The sequence below is a fragment of the Methanobrevibacter boviskoreani JH1 genome (assembly GCF_000320505.1).
Lineage (GTDB): Archaea > Methanobacteriota > Methanobacteria > Methanobacteriales > Methanobacteriaceae > Methanarmilla > Methanarmilla boviskoreani.
The window spans coordinates 79,929-96,683 of the sequence record NZ_BAGX02000007.1 but is presented as its reverse complement, the minus strand read 5'-3'; the positions used below and the strand labels follow the sequence as shown (position 1 = coordinate 96,683).

Annotated in this window: 12 protein-coding genes and 1 tRNA gene; 4 read left to right on the top strand and 9 right to left on the bottom strand. The window is 29.2% G+C overall.

Features of this window, described 5'->3' with window-relative positions:
- Window positions 1-411 precede the first annotated feature (411 nt).
- The gene (locus tag ON24_RS08890) at window positions 412-981 is read right to left on the bottom strand and encodes a TetR/AcrR family transcriptional regulator C-terminal domain-containing protein (protein ID WP_050553506.1); all 570 of its coding nucleotides are present in this window, start codon (window positions 979-981) and stop codon (window positions 412-414) included.
- 456 nt (window positions 982-1,437) lie between these two features.
- Here ON24_RS08890 and ON24_RS01105 point away from each other — a divergent pair, with 456 nt between their 5' ends.
- Both ON24_RS01105 and ON24_RS01100 read left to right on the top strand, forming a co-directional pair.
- Window positions 1,438-1,671, top strand: coding sequence for a hypothetical protein (locus tag ON24_RS01105; protein WP_016358770.1), 234 nt, complete (start codon window positions 1,438-1,440; stop codon window positions 1,669-1,671).
- Window positions 1,672-2,207: 536 nt separating this feature from the next.
- Window positions 2,208-3,722 carry a radical SAM/SPASM domain-containing protein gene (locus ON24_RS01100; RefSeq protein ID WP_040681631.1) on the top strand — a complete coding sequence of 505 codons (1,515 nt, stop codon included), beginning with the start codon at window positions 2,208-2,210 and terminating at the stop codon, window positions 3,720-3,722.
- Window positions 3,723-4,289: 567 nt separating this feature from the next.
- Here ON24_RS01100 and cysS read toward each other — a convergent pair.
- From cysS to ON24_RS01060, 8 genes are all read right to left on the bottom strand, one after another.
- Complete coding sequence (cysS, locus tag ON24_RS01095; protein ID WP_040681630.1) at window positions 4,290-5,753, bottom strand: cysteine--tRNA ligase; 1,464 nt, start codon at window positions 5,751-5,753, stop codon at window positions 4,290-4,292.
- Window positions 5,754-6,015: 262 nt separating this feature from the next.
- A tRNA-Cys gene (locus ON24_RS01090) sits at window positions 6,016-6,087 on the bottom strand.
- A gap of 119 nt (window positions 6,088-6,206) precedes the next feature.
- The gene (locus ON24_RS01085; protein WP_016358773.1) at window positions 6,207-6,584 is read right to left on the bottom strand and encodes a transcriptional regulator; all 378 of its coding nucleotides are present in this window, start codon (window positions 6,582-6,584) and stop codon (window positions 6,207-6,209) included.
- Window positions 6,585-6,983: 399 nt separating this feature from the next.
- On the bottom strand, window positions 6,984-7,667 hold the full coding sequence (gene cysE / locus ON24_RS01080) for a serine O-acetyltransferase (RefSeq protein WP_016358774.1): 684 nt from the start codon (window positions 7,665-7,667) through the stop codon (window positions 6,984-6,986).
- 179 nt (window positions 7,668-7,846) lie between these two features.
- Window positions 7,847-8,836, bottom strand: a complete 990-nt coding sequence (gene cysK / locus ON24_RS01075; RefSeq protein ID WP_016358775.1) for a cysteine synthase A — start codon at window positions 8,834-8,836, stop codon at window positions 7,847-7,849.
- Between the two features lie 484 nt (window positions 8,837-9,320).
- Complete coding sequence (gene nth / locus ON24_RS01070) at window positions 9,321-9,968, bottom strand: endonuclease III (protein WP_201415758.1); 648 nt, start codon at window positions 9,966-9,968, stop codon at window positions 9,321-9,323.
- A 2-nt stretch (window positions 9,969-9,970) separates the two neighbouring features.
- Window positions 9,971-11,335 carry a 3-phosphoshikimate 1-carboxyvinyltransferase gene (gene aroA / locus ON24_RS01065; protein ID WP_016358777.1) on the bottom strand — a complete coding sequence of 455 codons (1,365 nt, stop codon included), beginning with the start codon at window positions 11,333-11,335 and terminating at the stop codon, window positions 9,971-9,973.
- Between the two features lie 201 nt (window positions 11,336-11,536).
- Complete coding sequence (locus ON24_RS01060) at window positions 11,537-14,266, bottom strand: valine--tRNA ligase (protein WP_016358778.1); 2,730 nt, start codon at window positions 14,264-14,266, stop codon at window positions 11,537-11,539.
- Between the two features lie 327 nt (window positions 14,267-14,593).
- Here ON24_RS01060 and ON24_RS01055 point away from each other — a divergent pair, with 327 nt between their 5' ends.
- Both ON24_RS01055 and pheT read left to right on the top strand, forming a co-directional pair.
- The gene (locus tag ON24_RS01055) at window positions 14,594-14,950 is read left to right on the top strand and encodes a hypothetical protein (RefSeq protein ID WP_016358779.1); all 357 of its coding nucleotides are present in this window, start codon (window positions 14,594-14,596) and stop codon (window positions 14,948-14,950) included.
- 71 nt (window positions 14,951-15,021) lie between these two features.
- Window positions 15,022-16,680, top strand: coding sequence for a phenylalanine--tRNA ligase subunit beta (gene pheT / locus ON24_RS01050; RefSeq protein ID WP_040681628.1), 1,659 nt, complete (start codon window positions 15,022-15,024; stop codon window positions 16,678-16,680).
- Window positions 16,681-16,755: the final 75 nt, after the last annotated feature.

Sequence of the window (16,755 nt, the reverse complement as noted above, 5' to 3'; positions counted from 1 at the left end):
ATATTTATAAAGTTTATAAAAAAAATTTTATTAAAAAAACTAAATCGGCTTCCTATATAATAATAAGTTTAAGATGTTTTAAATAATTTCTCATTAATAACCATTATTTTATATAAAAAAATAAGAAATTAAAAGAAAACTGAAAAAACAACTAAAAAATATCATTTAAACAAAAAATAAGTGAATATGAATAAAGATTAAAAATATTACAGTTTTTATTAAAATCTGGAAAAGAATCAATTAAAAATAACTGATAATCATATAATTTATAATAATATGAAAATGGGTACTTTAAAAAATCTTAAAATAATAATATAATATAATATAATTCTAAAAATATTTCCTCTTATTAGTAAGAAACGATCCAAAATAAAATAAAATAAAAAAATAAAAAATATTGATTTTGATAGTCTATTCAAATAAGGAAGTTGTTAACTCATCCAAATATCTATATAAGTCATCAGGACCATATTTATCAATATTTTTCATCCAAAATGAGGATAATCTTGAAATTCCACCAACGTAAAATTCTGAAACTACCTCAACAGGATATTTAAATTTATAACCCTTTTCTTCCTCCTCATATAATCTTTCTTTAAGATCATCGGATATTATATCCCCTAAGATTTTAAGGGTTCTCATATCTTCATTTTTAAGAATGATTGAGGAATACAACTCTTTATTATCATAAATATAATGAGTAATTATCTTTTCTAAATTAGAATAATATTCCCTAATATTTGAGGGGTTATTATTAATCACTTCATTTGCAATATTACTAGTTAAAGACTTAACCGTATATTCCAATAATTCATATTTATCATTAAAATGATAATAAAAGGTACTTCTTGGAATATTTGCCTCCTTACAGATGTCTATAACTTTAATATTTTCAATAGAATTATCAATTAGAAGATTTCCAAGTGCCTTAACTAAAGCTTCATCTATACCCGTTTTATTAGTTTTTCCTCTAGAAACCATTTTCTTTTCCTCCTAATTGTAAAAAAAATTTAGAATATTGTATGTATTTAATAATAAATAAAAGTTTTTATATGTACAAAATATCAATGTTGTACAGTTAAAACCCTAGAATGAACAAATAATCAAAAAATGGTTCATGATTAACTTTAAGAATATAAAAACATGAAAAAAATTTTTAAATAACCCAAAGCGATAAACCAGAATAAAACATTACTTAAAACTAAAATTGTTTGAAAAGGTATTAAATTAATGAAAAAATAAGAAGAATTAAAGAAATAAATAAGATAAAAAAGGGATAAAAGAGTTTTAATTCTAAATCCATTAAACAAAATAAAATTAAATGTTTAAATATAGTGTTATAAATGTTTAAACATAAAACAAAAGATAGATAACAAAGGAAAGCTTTATATATACATATAAACCATTTTTAATTAGAAATTAAAAGGGATGATAAAAATGGTTAGTAATAAAAGTGCTGCAGTTATCTCCTTTTTCCTACCAGGAATAGGTCAAGCTGCTCAAGGCAAGACAGGTTATGGAATAGCAACATGGATTATCACATTAATTATTGCATATGCAATTTACTATTTCACACAACCTAATGTATGGTATGCCATAATTATTTATTTCATCATAGGTATTATTGCAGCATACTATGCCTATAAAGATGATGGCAGAAGTAGTGAATAATCACTACTTACCCATCTTTTGGAGATTCTTAAAAATTTTTTCTAAAACTTAAAAAAAAAACAATTCAAAAACTAACTGATATCTAGACAATTGAAATTTTAAGACCCTTAAAACAAAGAAAAGAGTATTACTAATTTTTTTAATCATACCTAGGATCAAATTAAAATCCATAAAAAAAACCTATTGAATAAATTACACATCAAGTTTATCTTAATAAAAAACTTTAAAAAAGACTTTAACTTGAACATATTACTTTTTTTGTAAAATAAAAGAGAAATAAATTGATAAAATAAAATTAATGAAATAAATAATAGTCTAGACAAATTTTAAAAAGTGAACAAACAACCGTTTTTTTATTAGAGAGTTATAAAAAATAATAAAGTATATCAATTATAAAAATAGTAATAATAATTGAAAAAATATTTATATAATGAACATTTTGTGAAATAAGTTCATAAAATTAGATAATCTTTAAAAAATTAGGATTATAATATAAATTTGTTAATACTTTATAAAAAAATAGGCGAGATGATTTTATGAGCAAAAATAAATCCCCAGAGGAAGAAGCTGCAAATACAAAACAAATGATAGAAACCTTTGAAAACATTGTAAACAGCTCAATCTCTCATAAAGTTCTTAATAGTGCACTTTCCTATTGTGATAAATGTGGAGAAACAAGACTTGAATCTGCACTAAGATACATTGTAGGACTTCAAGATGATATCTGTTTAAAATGTAAAGTATTAGTTCCTAGTATTAAACTTATAATTAACAAAGGTTTATCCACTTTTGATACATCAGAAGAAAGTTTCATGAAAGCAATGCAGGATGAGACATGGATAAGAGGATTAGTTACTACATTCCAGGGTATGGCCAAATTTGGTGTACAAACACCATTTGTACCTGGAGCACCTTACCAGATTGTATGGAACATTACAAGAAAATGTAACTTTAAATGCCTACATTGTTATGAAAACGCAGGACGCAAAGGTGATGATGAGCTTAGTCCCGATGAAATTTTTAAAGGAATTAAAAAATTAGCTGATGCAGGTGTAATTTCAATTGCATTTTCAGGTGGAGAACCTAGTACAGATCCACATATAGTGGATTATGTTAGATATGCTTCCAGTCTAGGAATGTATGTGTCAATGGCAACAAATGGTTACATATACTCCAAAAAGGAGAAGGTTCAAGAAATTGTGGATGCAGGTCTACAATTCGTACAGATTAGTTTAGATGGTCTTAACCCTAAAACACATGATGAATTTAGACAGGTACCTGGTTCCTGGGAACATGCAGTACAGGCCATAAAAAACTTCAATGAAACCGATGCATTTGTCGAGGTCTCAACTACAGTTACACAGAAAAACAAAAATGAAATCCCCGATATGATTGATTTCATGAGAGAACTAAAAGTCGGATGGTTTATGTTATATAACTTTATTCCAACGGGTAAAGGTTCTGAGGCAAGGGAATTAGATCTAACTGCAGAGGACAGATTGGAACTTTTAAATTTAATCTATAGAGAAAATGGTAAAGGAGAATTACAAATATTATCTACAGCCCCACAATTTGCAGATATTGCTGTCCATACAAATCCTGCAGATCTTGATAGGGATGATGATAAAAGATTAATTCCTACCCACTTCTATAATGTAGAATACAGTAACCCTGCAATGATGGAACTTTCAAGATTTATTGGAGGCTGTGGTGCAGGAAGGTTCTATCTTGGTATAGAACCTAACGGTGATATTTACCCATGTGTCTTCTTCCCACATGATGAGATACTTAGGGTAGGAAACATTAAAGAAGATGATATGGACGACATTTGGACAAACAGTAAAGTCCTAAAGGAATTAAGAAATAAAGATATTCTTAAAGATAGCTGTAGCGAATGTGAATCCAAATACATCTGCGGTGGATGTAGAGCAAGAGCATATACCATTACTGGAGATTACCTTGCAGGCGATCCCGGTTGTAGAAAATATGACGAATATATCCAAAACCATAGACAAAATTATATTAACAAAGAAGTAGAGGCAGGAAAATAATTCCCAATCTACTTCCAACTTTTTTTAAACCAAAGCAACTAATTTTTAAATTACCAAACTACTGTTTTTCATATACCAAATTTATTTTAGATATTTAAATCCAATGAAGATTATAATTAGAATATTTTACAGATAATCTTTTTAAAAAAAAAAATATTAAATTTTAAAGTCAATAAAAAAATTAAAAATTAGACTATTTAAATCCTGTTTATATATATTCTATAAACCAAAAACAAGATAAAAATAAAGAAATTAATTTAAACAAAAATATGATTAACTAAAATAACAGAACTATTTAAACTATCAGAATATTTATATCCAAATAAATTTATAAAAAAGATAATCATCAAAGAATAATTAAAAATTAAAAATCTATTAAAAAATAGATTATAATAAAGTTATTAAATTGGAAAAATGATTAATTTTTAAAAAATAATAAATGGCTAAAAAACATATAAAATCAACAAGATAGTAATAGCTGAAAAACAGCAGAAACCTAAAATCAATAAAAAAGAGATTAAAAAAAAGAATTTAATATTAAAATCAATAATTAAGGAAATGAAATTTTTAATCACTAATTTCATAACCTAAATCAGTTAATTTTGCACGGATATCATCGGATAAATCATATTGTTTATTAGCTCTAAGCTTTTTACGGGTGTCTGCGATTAAATCAAGTAAAGCTTCCTCGTTATCTCCATTGTTACCATTATCATCTAGGAAAATAATTCCCAAAATATCATTAACAGTAACTAAAAATCCTTTAATAGCCAATATATCATTAATATCCAGGTCTTTTAGCTGACTTTTAGATTCACTAATTAATTCAAACAAAGATGCGATAGCTTTAGGAGTATTAAAATCATCATCCATTGCATTGAAGAAAGAAACAATGGTGGATTTTAAAACATCATAACTAGTTGATTCAAGGGAATCGATTTTATCCTCTATGACATCCTCATCCTCAAATTCACTATTTAGGATCTCATCAACATCATCAACATATGATTTAATCTTATCCAAACTCTTACCTGCCTGGTGAAGACTGTCTTTTGAGAAATCTATAGGACTTCTATAATGGGTGGATAATACAAAGAATCTAAAAGTCTCTGGAGATACTTCTTTAAGTAAATCTCTAATTGTAATAAAGTTTCCAAGAGATTTTGACATTTTCTCCCCGTCAACATTTAAAAATCCTGTATGTAACCAATAATTAACCATCGGTTTTTTACCTGATACCGCTTCCATCTGTGCAATTTCTGCATCATGATGAGGGAATATTAAATCAAGACCTCCACCATGAATATCGTATTGTTCACCAAAGTATTCCTCAGTAATTGCGGTATCCTCAATATGCCATCCAGGTCTACCTTTACCCCATGGGGAACTCCATACAGGTTCACCATAATATTCAATACCATCCCTTTTCTTCCATAAAGCAAAATCCCTAGGATCCTTTTTAGTTTTATCTTCCTGAAGTCTATGACCTTCAAGTTCATCTATTTTCCTATTGGACAATTTGGCAAAATCCTTGAATTTATTTACCTGAAAATAAACTCCTGTATCTGTTTCATATGCATAACCCTTTTCTATTAATCTCTCAATTTGATTAATGATTTTATCCATATGATCTGTTGCTCTCATTTGAAGGTTTAGACCTTTAACATTTAGGGATTCCATATCCTCATTATATCTACGTTCATACTTTCTTGCAAGGTCAAAACATACTGAACTTAAATCATCATTTACCTTTCCGATTTCCTTTCCCCTATTGATAATTTTATCGTCAATATCAGTAACATTTTGCATATAAATAACTGAATAACCTTTATATTCCAAATATCTTTTTATCATGTCAAAAGATATATAAGTTCTACCATGACCTATATGAGCATCATTATAAACGGTAGGTCCACATACAAAGAATTTTACTATATTCTTATTAATTGGTTTAAAATATTCTTTTCTACGTGTTAAAGTAGAATATAATTTAAGTGAACAAGTATTATTTTCTTTCTTATTATTATTCATAATATTCTCCATTTCTTTGTATAAAATTAAAATTGATTATTAAAAATAGTATTCAAACATTTAAATTTAAGAATTCATGAATCCTATAATTTTTTAAGTCTATTAAATATATAATACTAATATTTTTTTAATTATAACATATAAAATTTTGTAATCTCTTAAAAAAAAATAGTAGGACATATCTAAAAATCAATGAAAATTTATAATAAAAACTATCACAAGAAACTTAAATAATAAAAAAAAGTCAGATTAAATAATTTAAAGGCAAGATAGGGATTTGAACCCCAGTATCATGGTCTGCAGCCACGCACCTAAGCCTCTCGGTCACCTTGCCAATTTATTCAACATTATAATTTTAGTAAAAACTAGTATATAAAGTTATGTATTTTTCATAGCATATAAATTTTTTTAAATAAAAAATAAAAAAGAGGTTTTAATAAAAGTTAAAGTATCTTAACATCTCATATTAGAACCTAAGCAGGCATGACATTCAAGGGGCATATTACCTTTATCATGATGTAATTGACACATTACATCTTCCGCTTTAATAAAACGACATATCTCACATGTACGTGGTATAATATCTAATTTTTTAGCATCCCCCTTATAAAGATCAATTGCAAAATTTCTTATTAATGCCTTAACATCATCTGAAAGTTCTAACTCACTACCTCTTTTATCAGTAATATATTGACTAACTGCTGGTTGAGTAATGTCCATTAACTCTGAGATATCTTTTTGTTTCATACCTAAAGATAAGAGTTGTTTAGCTAATTCAGAACGAATTGCTGGAATTACATACCAAACTACCATTTCACAAGGTGGTTTCATTTTAATCCCCTCATATTTTTTATTTAAATATATAAATTCTACAACTTTTATCAATAAACTTTACTATTGTTAACTTATTTAAATATTATTATAATTTTCTAGTATATAAAAGTATCCAATAATAAAATAATGATGTTAAAGGGAAATTAGCCGTAAAAAAGCTAATTTAACTGGTTAATATTAAAAAAAAATTCAAAAATAGCTGTATTTTAAAAAATAAAGAAAATATAACATTGTAATATTAATCCAATCTTATAAATAAAATATAATTTTTTATTAAAAAAAATTAAGAAAATAAAAAAAATCTAAAAGTCCACACCTAAATTAAATTGATAATGAATCTTTTATCCAGGTTCAATAATATTATAAATAAAATGAATCTAGGAATAATATTAAAAATTATTCTTTAAAATTTTCATACTTGGTTCCGGAATACTGTGCGGTATATAATTCTCTTAAAGCCGTAATCTCTTTTTCAATATCAGATTGACGTTTATTAATAGATTTTATTTTATCTTTAACAGGATCTGGAAGTTTATTATGTTCTAAATCTAAAGGACATGAATTGGTTTTAGACTTAACCACTCTGCCAGGAATGCCTACACAGGTTGAATGTGGTGGAACATCTTTAAGCACAACAGAGCCAGCACCAATTTTAGAGGAATAACCAATTGTAATATCCCCCATTACTTTAGCACCTGCACCTACTACAACCGCATCCTCAACAGTAGGATGTCTTTTCTTTTTCTCTAATGAAGTACCCCCTAAAACGGCACCCTGATAAATTAACACATCGTCACCAACAATAGTAGTTTCACCTATTACAACACCCATACCATGGTCTATAAAAACCCTTCTACCTAAAAGAGCACCAGGATGGATTTCAACACCAGTTAACCATCTTCCAATTGTTGAATTAAATCTTGCTAAAAATTTAGCTCCGTGAATCCATAACCAGTGACTAAATAAATGGAACCATATTGCATAAACTCCAGGATAACAAAATAAGACTTCGATAGAACTCCTACATGCAGGATCTCTCATTTTAGCTGTTACAATATCCTCTCTTATTCTGTTAAACATTAGATATCACCTAAAAATTATTTAAAAAAATTTTAATTATTATATATTTTTAATTATATAATATATAAAATTAATTCAGAATTTAAAATAATTTAAATGATTTAAAAAAAGAAAATAAATGATTTTAGATTAATATTAATCTAATTCTCAAAATTACTATTCGAATTTAAACTCTGAAATTAATCCTGTGGAAATATTTCAGGACCATATTTCTCATAAATATCACTGAAAACCCACTCGGTAGATAAATATCTATCTCCTGAATCTGGTAAAATAGCTACAATGGTTTTACCTTTATTTTCAGGTTTACGGGCAAGTTCTAAAGCCGCATAAGTTGCTGCTCCAGAGGAAATTCCTGCAAAAATACCCTCTTCTCTTGCAAGTGCAAGTAAAGTTTTTGCTGCATCATCATCACTTACAGGTACGATTTCATCTATTACATCACCATGGTAAGTTTCTGGAACAAATCCTGCACCAATACCCTGGATTTTATGTGGACCCTTTTCACCTTTACCTAAAGTCTGTGATGTTTCAGGTTCAACTGCAACAGCTTTTAAATCGGGATTTACCTCTTTGATACCTTCTGCAATACCGGTAATAGTTCCTCCAGTACCTACTCCTGCTACAACAATATCCACATTTCCATCAGTATCCCTTAAAATTTCTTGAGCTGTGGTTTTCTTATGGAATTCTGGATTTGCTTGATTTTTAAACTGTGCAGGGTTTACAGAATTTGGAATTTCTTTAAGTAATTCATCAGCTTTAGCAATAGCTCCACCCATACCTTCTGAACCAGGAGTTAATACAATTTCAGCACCATATACTGCAAGTAATTTTCTCCTTTCAACAGACATGGTCTCAGGCATTGTTAAAATTAATCTGTATCCTCTTTGTGCAGCTACAAATGCAAGTCCAATACCAGTGTTACCACTTGTTGGCTCAATAATTACAGAATCTTTATTTAAAATTCCTCTCTCTTCAGCATCTTCAATCAATGCCACACCGATTCTATCTTTTACACTACCTGAAGGGTTGACACCCTCAACCTTTACAAGCACATCTGCATCTAAGTCTCCGGCTAAATTATTTAACCTTACTAATGGAGTATTTCCTATAATTTCTGTAACGTTTTCTGCTATTCCTCTTGTTAATTTTGGTAAGTTGACCATTTTTTATCACCATAATTTCAATTAATATAATTTTATTTTTAAAGTTTAACAAATTTTTGTTTTATTATTTAAGATGTATATTATAATATAATTGTTGTCATTAATTCCTTAACGTATTATAATTTTTAATAAATATTATTTCAAATATATTTAAAAAAATTACATTTAATATAAAATATAACTATTGTTATAATTTATTAAATGTAAGATTTTTCTTAATTTAAATTTAATAAAAACATCTCAACAATCTAGCCAACAATTAAAATTGAAGGCTTTTTAAAAAAAATCATATAACAAGTTTATAAATATCGCAAAAATTTTTAAGATTATAAACCTCATTATATAACTATAGTTATATTTAATTTTGTTACTTATAAATGTTTTGATTTAAATTTAGAAATATTTGAAATAATAAAAAATAATAGATATAAGGAAGTTATTTGAAAAAGAGCAAAATCAAAGTAAAATGATAAATTAAAATATATTAATTATCCTTTTCATCATTCAATGGATCATAATCACATAAATCATAAATCGGACAAATTTCACATTGGGGTGAAGTTGGCTTACATATGGTTTGACCAAACTGTACCATCAGATCATTAAGTTCTATCCATAAATCTTTTGGAACAAAACTCATTAATTCCTTTTCAGTGTCTTCCGGTTTTTTAGTATCTACAAAACCCCACCTATTTGAAATTCTATGAACATGGGTATCTACCGGAATAGCAGGTTCATTAAAAGCAAATACCAAAACACAATTAGCAGTTTTCCTTCCAACACCTGGAAGTGACATAAGCTCCTTTAAATCATCTGGAACCTCACCACCATATTGATCTATTAGAATTCTGGAAACCTCCTTAATACGGCCTGCCTTAACTCTGTAAAAACCAGCAGGTTTTATAAGTTCCTGAATTTTTTCAATTGACCCATCGGCTACAGCATAAATATCAGGATAAACACTGAAAAGATTCTCAGTAGCTTGGTCTGTATTTTCATCCCTCGTTCTCTGGGATAAAATAGTTCTAATAAGAACCTTATATGGATCCCTGTTACATACGACCCTAATGGTATAATTTTCATTTAAAATTTTCATGATTTTTTTAATCCTATCAACACGATTATCTGTCATGATTATGCCTCATACTCTAATTTTAAATTTATACCAATTTCTTTCATAAGTTCAATGAAATTCGGGAAAGACACATTGAAGACATCACCGTCTTCAATTGAAACATTATAGCCCTTAAGATTTAGTAAGATCAATCCCATGGCTAGCCTATGATCTTTATGGGAAGATAAAATAATCTCCTTATTCTTATCCATAGTCTGGCCGTTGATTATAATATAATCCTCAAACTCCTCAAGTTCACAGCCACATTTTCTAAGTTCCTCACATGTAGTGGAAATTCTGTCTGTTTCCTTAAATCTGGTGTGACCGATTCCAATGATTTTAGTTCTACCTTTTGCAAGTGATGCTAAAACCGCAACGGTAATGAGTAAATCAGGAGCATCTGATAAATCAATAGTATCAATTGCATTGAGGTTTCCATCGGATTTAATAGTTACAGAGGAGTCATCACAGGTAATATCTGCACCCATTTTGCTTAAGATATCTAAAATAATCTTATCTCCTTGTTTAGAATCTTTAAAAAGATTTAATATAGTAATTTCACCACCAAATATACAGCAGGCTGCAAGAAGATATGAACAGGAAGAATAATCCCCTTCAACTGTATACTCACAACCCTCATACATCTGAGGTTCAACTTTAAAATTGGATACTGTACATGATTTATAATCTTTACTACAGGAATCATGTTTAATATTCTCACAGGATTCTACATTAACGGAGAATTTATTCATTAAATCAATAGTCATATCCACATAAGGTTTTGAAACAAATTCCGGTAAAACTTCTAAGTCAACACCTTTTTCACTTAACGGTGCTGATATAAGAATTGAGGATATGAACTGGGAGGACACATCACCAGAGATAGAAGTATTTCCTCCAGTAAAACCTGGATAGACAGTTATAGGCGCTTTACCATTATCAGATTCTGTTTTAACACCTAAATCACTTAAGGCATTTAAAAGATTAGCCATCGGTCTTGTTTTAAGTGATTCATCCCCTGTAAATATTACTTTATTATTACCTAAAGCTGCAACAGATGTTAAAAGTCTAAGGGATGTTCCGGAATTAGCCAAATCAATAATAGGTTCCCTTTCAACACCTGCAATTAAAGGTTCAAAATTAGGGGAAACTTTACCGCCAACCCCCTCAACCTCAATATAATCTGAAAAATTAGTAATCTTTGCACCTAAAGTGGAACATGCAGATAAAGTTGCAAGTGTATCCTCAGAAATTAAAGGATTGAAAAGTAAACTTTCACCTTCTGCAAGTGAAGCTAAAATAATAGCTCTATGAGTGTAACTCTTTGATGGAGGAGCTTGAATAACCCCCTCAATATCTAAACATCTTTTAAATTTTAATATCATATCAATCAAGTCATAAATTATTTAATAATAAGAAGTAAAATTAAATTTTCAAAATAAAATAGTATAATATATTATATTATTATATACTCATTTTATAAATTTTTATAATTTTAAAATAAATATCTCAGAAATATTAATAAAAAAAAGATAATATAAAAAATAATCCTAAAAAAAATAAAAATAGAGAGGTTATTAAATTAACTATCTGATAACTTCCAATATAACATCTAAGTCTTCGGATTGGAATATATCTACCTTTTCACCAGTAGAACCTACAACCTCTGTTTTTAAATTTAAGAAATCCTCACTAACTTCCAAATCATCAATGGTAAGTTTTGAATTTTCTTCTAATTCTTTTGCAATCTCTTCAGCTGTATGGGATTTAATATATCCTATAATTTTACCTGCATCTTTTCTAAATGTAGGTCCGATTTTACTCATATCAGGTTCTACTTCAACAACAATTTCATGTACATCTGGTTTTCCGGTTTGTACATCTAAATTATTAATTTTTAAGGTACCTTTAATGTCCCCTGCAAACTCATCAAATACTTCTTTTAATTCACCATTTGTATAAACGTTAACAGCAGATAAAGGAGCATTTAATGCTATTTTATTAGAGGATTTAAACCTTCTAACCTCGTCAATTAAAAGTACAGCAAGATCACCATTGTCCCTTAACTCATCCCTATCAAATTCCTCTTCCACTTCAGGCCAAGAAGTACAATGGATACTTCCTTTATTAAAGTGTTGGAATACTTCCTCTGTAAAGAATGGGGTAATTGGAGCAAGTAGTTTTAAAGTGTTTTCCACCACATATCTAAGGGTGTATTTTGCTGCAATTCTTGATTCGTCTGAGATGTCATCATTGTATAACCTGTATTTTACAGATTCAATGTATTCATCACAGAAATCATGCCATACAAATTGTTCGATGGTGGTTATGGTTTTTGCATATTCAAAGTCCTCAAATGCCTTATCAACAATTTGATTAACCTTATTAAACTTAGCTAAAATCCACATATCAGATGGATTTAAATTTTGTTTTATTTCACCATCATTGGATAGATCATCATCGGAGAATATATGCATACTAATGAATCTAAATGCATTCCAGAATTTTCTAAGGAACTTATAACCATGTTTGATATCCTTCCATGCAAATGCTACATCGGAACCTGGAAGACTGTTTGCCGCCCATGTCCTTAACGGATCTGCACCATATTCATCGATGACATCCTCTGGACCAATAACATTTCCACGGGACTTACTCATTTTATATCCGTCTTCACCGAATACCATACCATTAATTACAATATCACTCCATGGCTTTTTACCTGTTAATGCCAAACATCTTAAAATGGTATAAAATGTCCATGTACGAATAATATCATGTCCTTGAGGACGTATGGTTGCCGGAAAATCATTAACATATGACGGATCAGGCCATCCCGCAATAGAAAGTGGTGAAATTGAACTGTCCATCCAGGTGTCCAATACATCAGTTTCACCAATGAACTCTTCACATCCACATTCACAAGGATGGTTTGGTTTGTCCACAGTTGGATCAATTGGCAATTGATCCTCATCAGGTAAGATGATTTTACCACAGTTTTTACAATACCAGACAGGTATAGGTGTTGCAAATAATCTTTGTCTTGAGATACACCAATCCCATTCCATTGAATCCGCCCAATTTAAGAGTCTTGATTCCATATGTTTTGGAACCCAATTAATCTCATTAGATGCTTCTTTAACCTGGTCAATTAGTTTTCTAACAGCAATAAACCATTGTTTTTTAACAAGAATTTCAATAGGGGTTTTACATCTCCAACAGGTTCCAACATTTTGTTCAAGGTCTTCTTGTTTTACAAGATATCCCTCATCTTTTAAATCCCTAATTGTAGCTTCTTTAGCATCGGCCAAGGTCATGCCTTCATATCTACCTGCTGCGGAAGTCATAGTACCTTGTTCTGTAATAGCTTCAATTATTTCAAGATCGTATTTATTAACCCAAGCTACATCGGTTTTATCCCCAAAGGTACAAACCATTACTGCACCTGTACCAAATTCAGGATCCACTTCCTCATCTGCAATAATTTTAACTTTTTGAGAGGTTAAAGGTACCTCCACATATTTACCTAAAAGATGATTGTATCTTTCATCATCAGGATGAATTACAACAGCTACACAAGCAGACATTAATTCAGGTCTTGAGGTTGCGATTAAAATTCCATCTTCCTTAGGGTCGGAATTTCTACCATCAGGCCTTATATAAGAATTATCCTCTGGAAATTCACTTACGCCAGACAAATCTGCAGGTGGAAAATTAACATAATTCAAATGAGATTGATTATCGGTATATTCAACCTCTGCAAATGCAATAGCTGTTTCACATCTAGGACACCAATATACAGGATGAATACCCCTATAGATCAATCCTTGTTCATACATTTTTAGGAAGGAATATTGAGTTCTCTTTCTGTATTCCGGAGTCATTGTAATAAATTCCCTAGACCAGTCTTGTGAGAAACCAACTGATAACATCTGTTTCTTCATAAGGGCAATGTTTTCAGTAGTTAAATCAATACACATATCCCTAAATTCGGCTCTTGAAACATCATTTTTCTTAATGTTATGGATTTCTTCAACTTTTACCTCGGTAGGGAGTCCATGACAATCCCAGCCTTGAGGGAATAGTACATCATAACCTTTCTGTCTTCTGTATCTTGCATCCATATCCATATAAACCCAGTTTAAAACATGCCCTAAATGGATTTTACCTGTTGGATATGGTGGGGGAGTATCAATAATATATCTTGGTCTTGTTCCATCACCAATATATTTATAGATCTCATCGTCTTGCCATTTCTCTTGCCATAATTTCTCTTTCTTATGGTCATAATCTTTTGGTATATCTTCGGCTGCCATATTTTCACAACGAATTCTTGTATAAAAATTAAGTAAATATCAATTATAAATTTAAAAAAACTAATAATTTTCTAAAATATTCATACCATAATAAATTCTAAAAACTAAGTATATAATAATATATATTTTATTTTAAAAATAAAGTTTTTTAAGAATTTTTAAAAGCAAGAAAACTAAAAATTTTTCAATCTGATTATTTTAAAAAAATTATATTTTATAATATTATATTATTATTAATAATAGATAAATATTTAATTAATATAATTAATAAAATACATTATTATAATTTAATAAATTGATTTTTAAAAAACTAATGGAGAAAGAGTTATGGAACTATTATGGTTTTATATTGCAATCGTATTAGCCATAAGTGATATTGTCCATGGACAACTTACTTGGAACATATTTAATGATTTCTATATCCTATTTGGAGGGATACTTCATATAAGTACTAAAAGTAATGTCAAGGCATGGCTGATTCATGAATTCTTAGAAGCGGTATTCCACTTCATTATACTGTCACTTGTATTCTTAAATATTGAAATTGGATTTTTAGCCGCATTAATACATTTAACAATAGATTTAACCCATTCCATATTTATTAGAAATATGTCAACAATTGAACACAGGGCAATGCACTTTGTAATAGAATCATTATTTTTCATAATAATCTTCGGATTCTAAATTTATTAATTAAATTTATTTAAAATTTAATATTACTAATTATTTTTTTAAAAAAAGTTTGGAGATATATAATGCCAGTTATTACATTTGAATATCAAGATTTAAAAGACTTAGGAATTGATATCGAAAAAGATAAACTTATTAACACATTACCAATGATGGGAAGCGACATTGAAGACTATAACGATAAAGAAATTAAGGTTGAATTCTTCCCAAACCGTCCGGATAATTTATCTATTGAAGGTGTTGCAAGATCACTTAAAGGTTTTTTATCAATGGAAACTGGACTTCCAAAATACGAAGTTGAACCATCAGGGGAAAAGGTCTTTATATCTAAGGAAGTGGAAAATATTAGACCTTACATTGCATTTGCAAAGATAGAAAATGTAGATTTTACAGGAAATAAAATCAAATATATCATGGATTTCCAGGAAAACCTTCACTGGGTAATTGGCCGTGACAGAAAAAAAGTTGCAATTGGTATTCATAATGCGGATGTAGTATCTGGAGACTTCCATTACATTGCAACAGAAAAGGATGAACATCCATTCATACCCCTTGAAATGGATAAAGAATATACACCTGCAGAAATCCTAGAAGAAAATGAAAAAGGTAAAAAATATGCACATCTTCTTGAAGGATTTGACAAATACCCAATGATTACAGACAATGAAGGTAAAATTTTATCCATGCCACCAATTATAAATGGAAATCTTACAAGATTAGAAGAGGATACACATACAATCATTGTAGATATAACAGGAACAGATAAAAAAGCAGTAGAACAATCATTAAACATAATTTGTTGTTCATTTGCAGAGGTTGGCGGAAAAATAAAGAGTATGGAAATGGTTTATGAGGATAAAACAATCACAACCCCCGATCTAACTCCAAGGGAAAAAACAGTGCATGTGGATTATACAAATCAACTTATTGGTGGAACTAACCTTAATGCAGAAGATGTGAAAAGGTTACTTGAGAAAGCTAGATTTGATGCTGAGATATTAAATGAAAATGAGTTAAATGTTAAGATTCCCCCATTTAGGATAGATATCTTACATGAAGTGGACATTATTGAAAATGTTGCAATACAATATTGTATTAAAAAGATCCCTAGTAAACTACCGGATATAAGCACTATTGCATATGAGCATGATTGGTTTAAAGCGGAAAAAACCATCCGTGAACTTATGGTAGGACTCGGATTTACCGAGATTATGAGTTTAATGTTAACCTCAGAGGAATCCCAATACAAAAAAATGTTACAGGAAGAAAAGGAACATGTTCAAGTTGCAAAACCAATTAGTGTTGAAGGAACAATGATAAGAACCAGTCTTCTCAATACATTACTTGAGTTTTTAGAAGATAACAAAGCCGAGGATTTACCTCAGAAAATATTTGAAATTGGAGATGTCCTATATTTAGATGATTCAACCCAGTTTAACACAAGATCCGGTAAAAAGTTAGCGGCAGCTGTATGTCATTCAAATGCTAATTTTACTGAAATTAAATCTATTATGACATCCGTCCTTTCAAATTTAGGTTATACAATGGAAATTTCCTCATCAGAAAATCCTAGTTTCATTAAGGGAAGAGTTTCAGATGTTAAAGGAAGTTCAAAAAATGGTAACATTAAAGGAGTCTTTGGTGAAATATCTCCGGAAGTAATTACAAACTTCGATTTAGAATATCCTGTAATTGCATTTGAGATTGAATTTTTAAAAGATTAATCAATCTCTTCTTTTTTTCACATTTTAATAATATTTAAAAAAAATTACTTATTTTATACTGTCTTACAAATAGAA

Coding starts and splice junctions, on each gene's coding strand:
- ON24_RS08890 (WP_050553506.1), bottom strand. CDS start 981: ATGGTTTCTAGAGGAAAAACTAATAAAACGGGTATAGATGAAGCTTTA.
- ON24_RS01100 (WP_040681631.1), top strand. CDS start 2,208: ATGAGCAAAAATAAATCCCCAGAGGAAGAAGCTGCAAATACAAAACAA.
- aroA (WP_016358777.1), bottom strand. CDS start 11,335: ATGATATTAAAATTTAAAAGATGTTTAGATATTGAGGGGGTTATTCAA.
- nth (WP_201415758.1), bottom strand. CDS start 9,968: ATGACAGATAATCGTGTTGATAGGATTAAAAAAATCATGAAAATTTTA.
- ON24_RS01060 (WP_016358778.1), bottom strand. CDS start 14,266: ATGGCAGCCGAAGATATACCAAAAGATTATGACCATAAGAAAGAGAAA.
- ON24_RS01105 (WP_016358770.1), top strand. CDS start 1,438: ATGGTTAGTAATAAAAGTGCTGCAGTTATCTCCTTTTTCCTACCAGGA.
- cysK (WP_016358775.1), bottom strand. CDS start 8,836: ATGGTCAACTTACCAAAATTAACAAGAGGAATAGCAGAAAACGTTACA.
- pheT (WP_040681628.1), top strand. CDS start 15,022: ATGCCAGTTATTACATTTGAATATCAAGATTTAAAAGACTTAGGAATT.
- ON24_RS01055 (WP_016358779.1), top strand. CDS start 14,594: ATGGAACTATTATGGTTTTATATTGCAATCGTATTAGCCATAAGTGAT.
- cysS (WP_040681630.1), bottom strand. CDS start 5,753: ATGAATAATAATAAGAAAGAAAATAATACTTGTTCACTTAAATTATAT.
- cysE (WP_016358774.1), bottom strand. CDS start 7,667: ATGTTTAACAGAATAAGAGAGGATATTGTAACAGCTAAAATGAGAGAT.
- ON24_RS01085 (WP_016358773.1), bottom strand. CDS start 6,584: ATGAAACCACCTTGTGAAATGGTAGTTTGGTATGTAATTCCAGCAATT.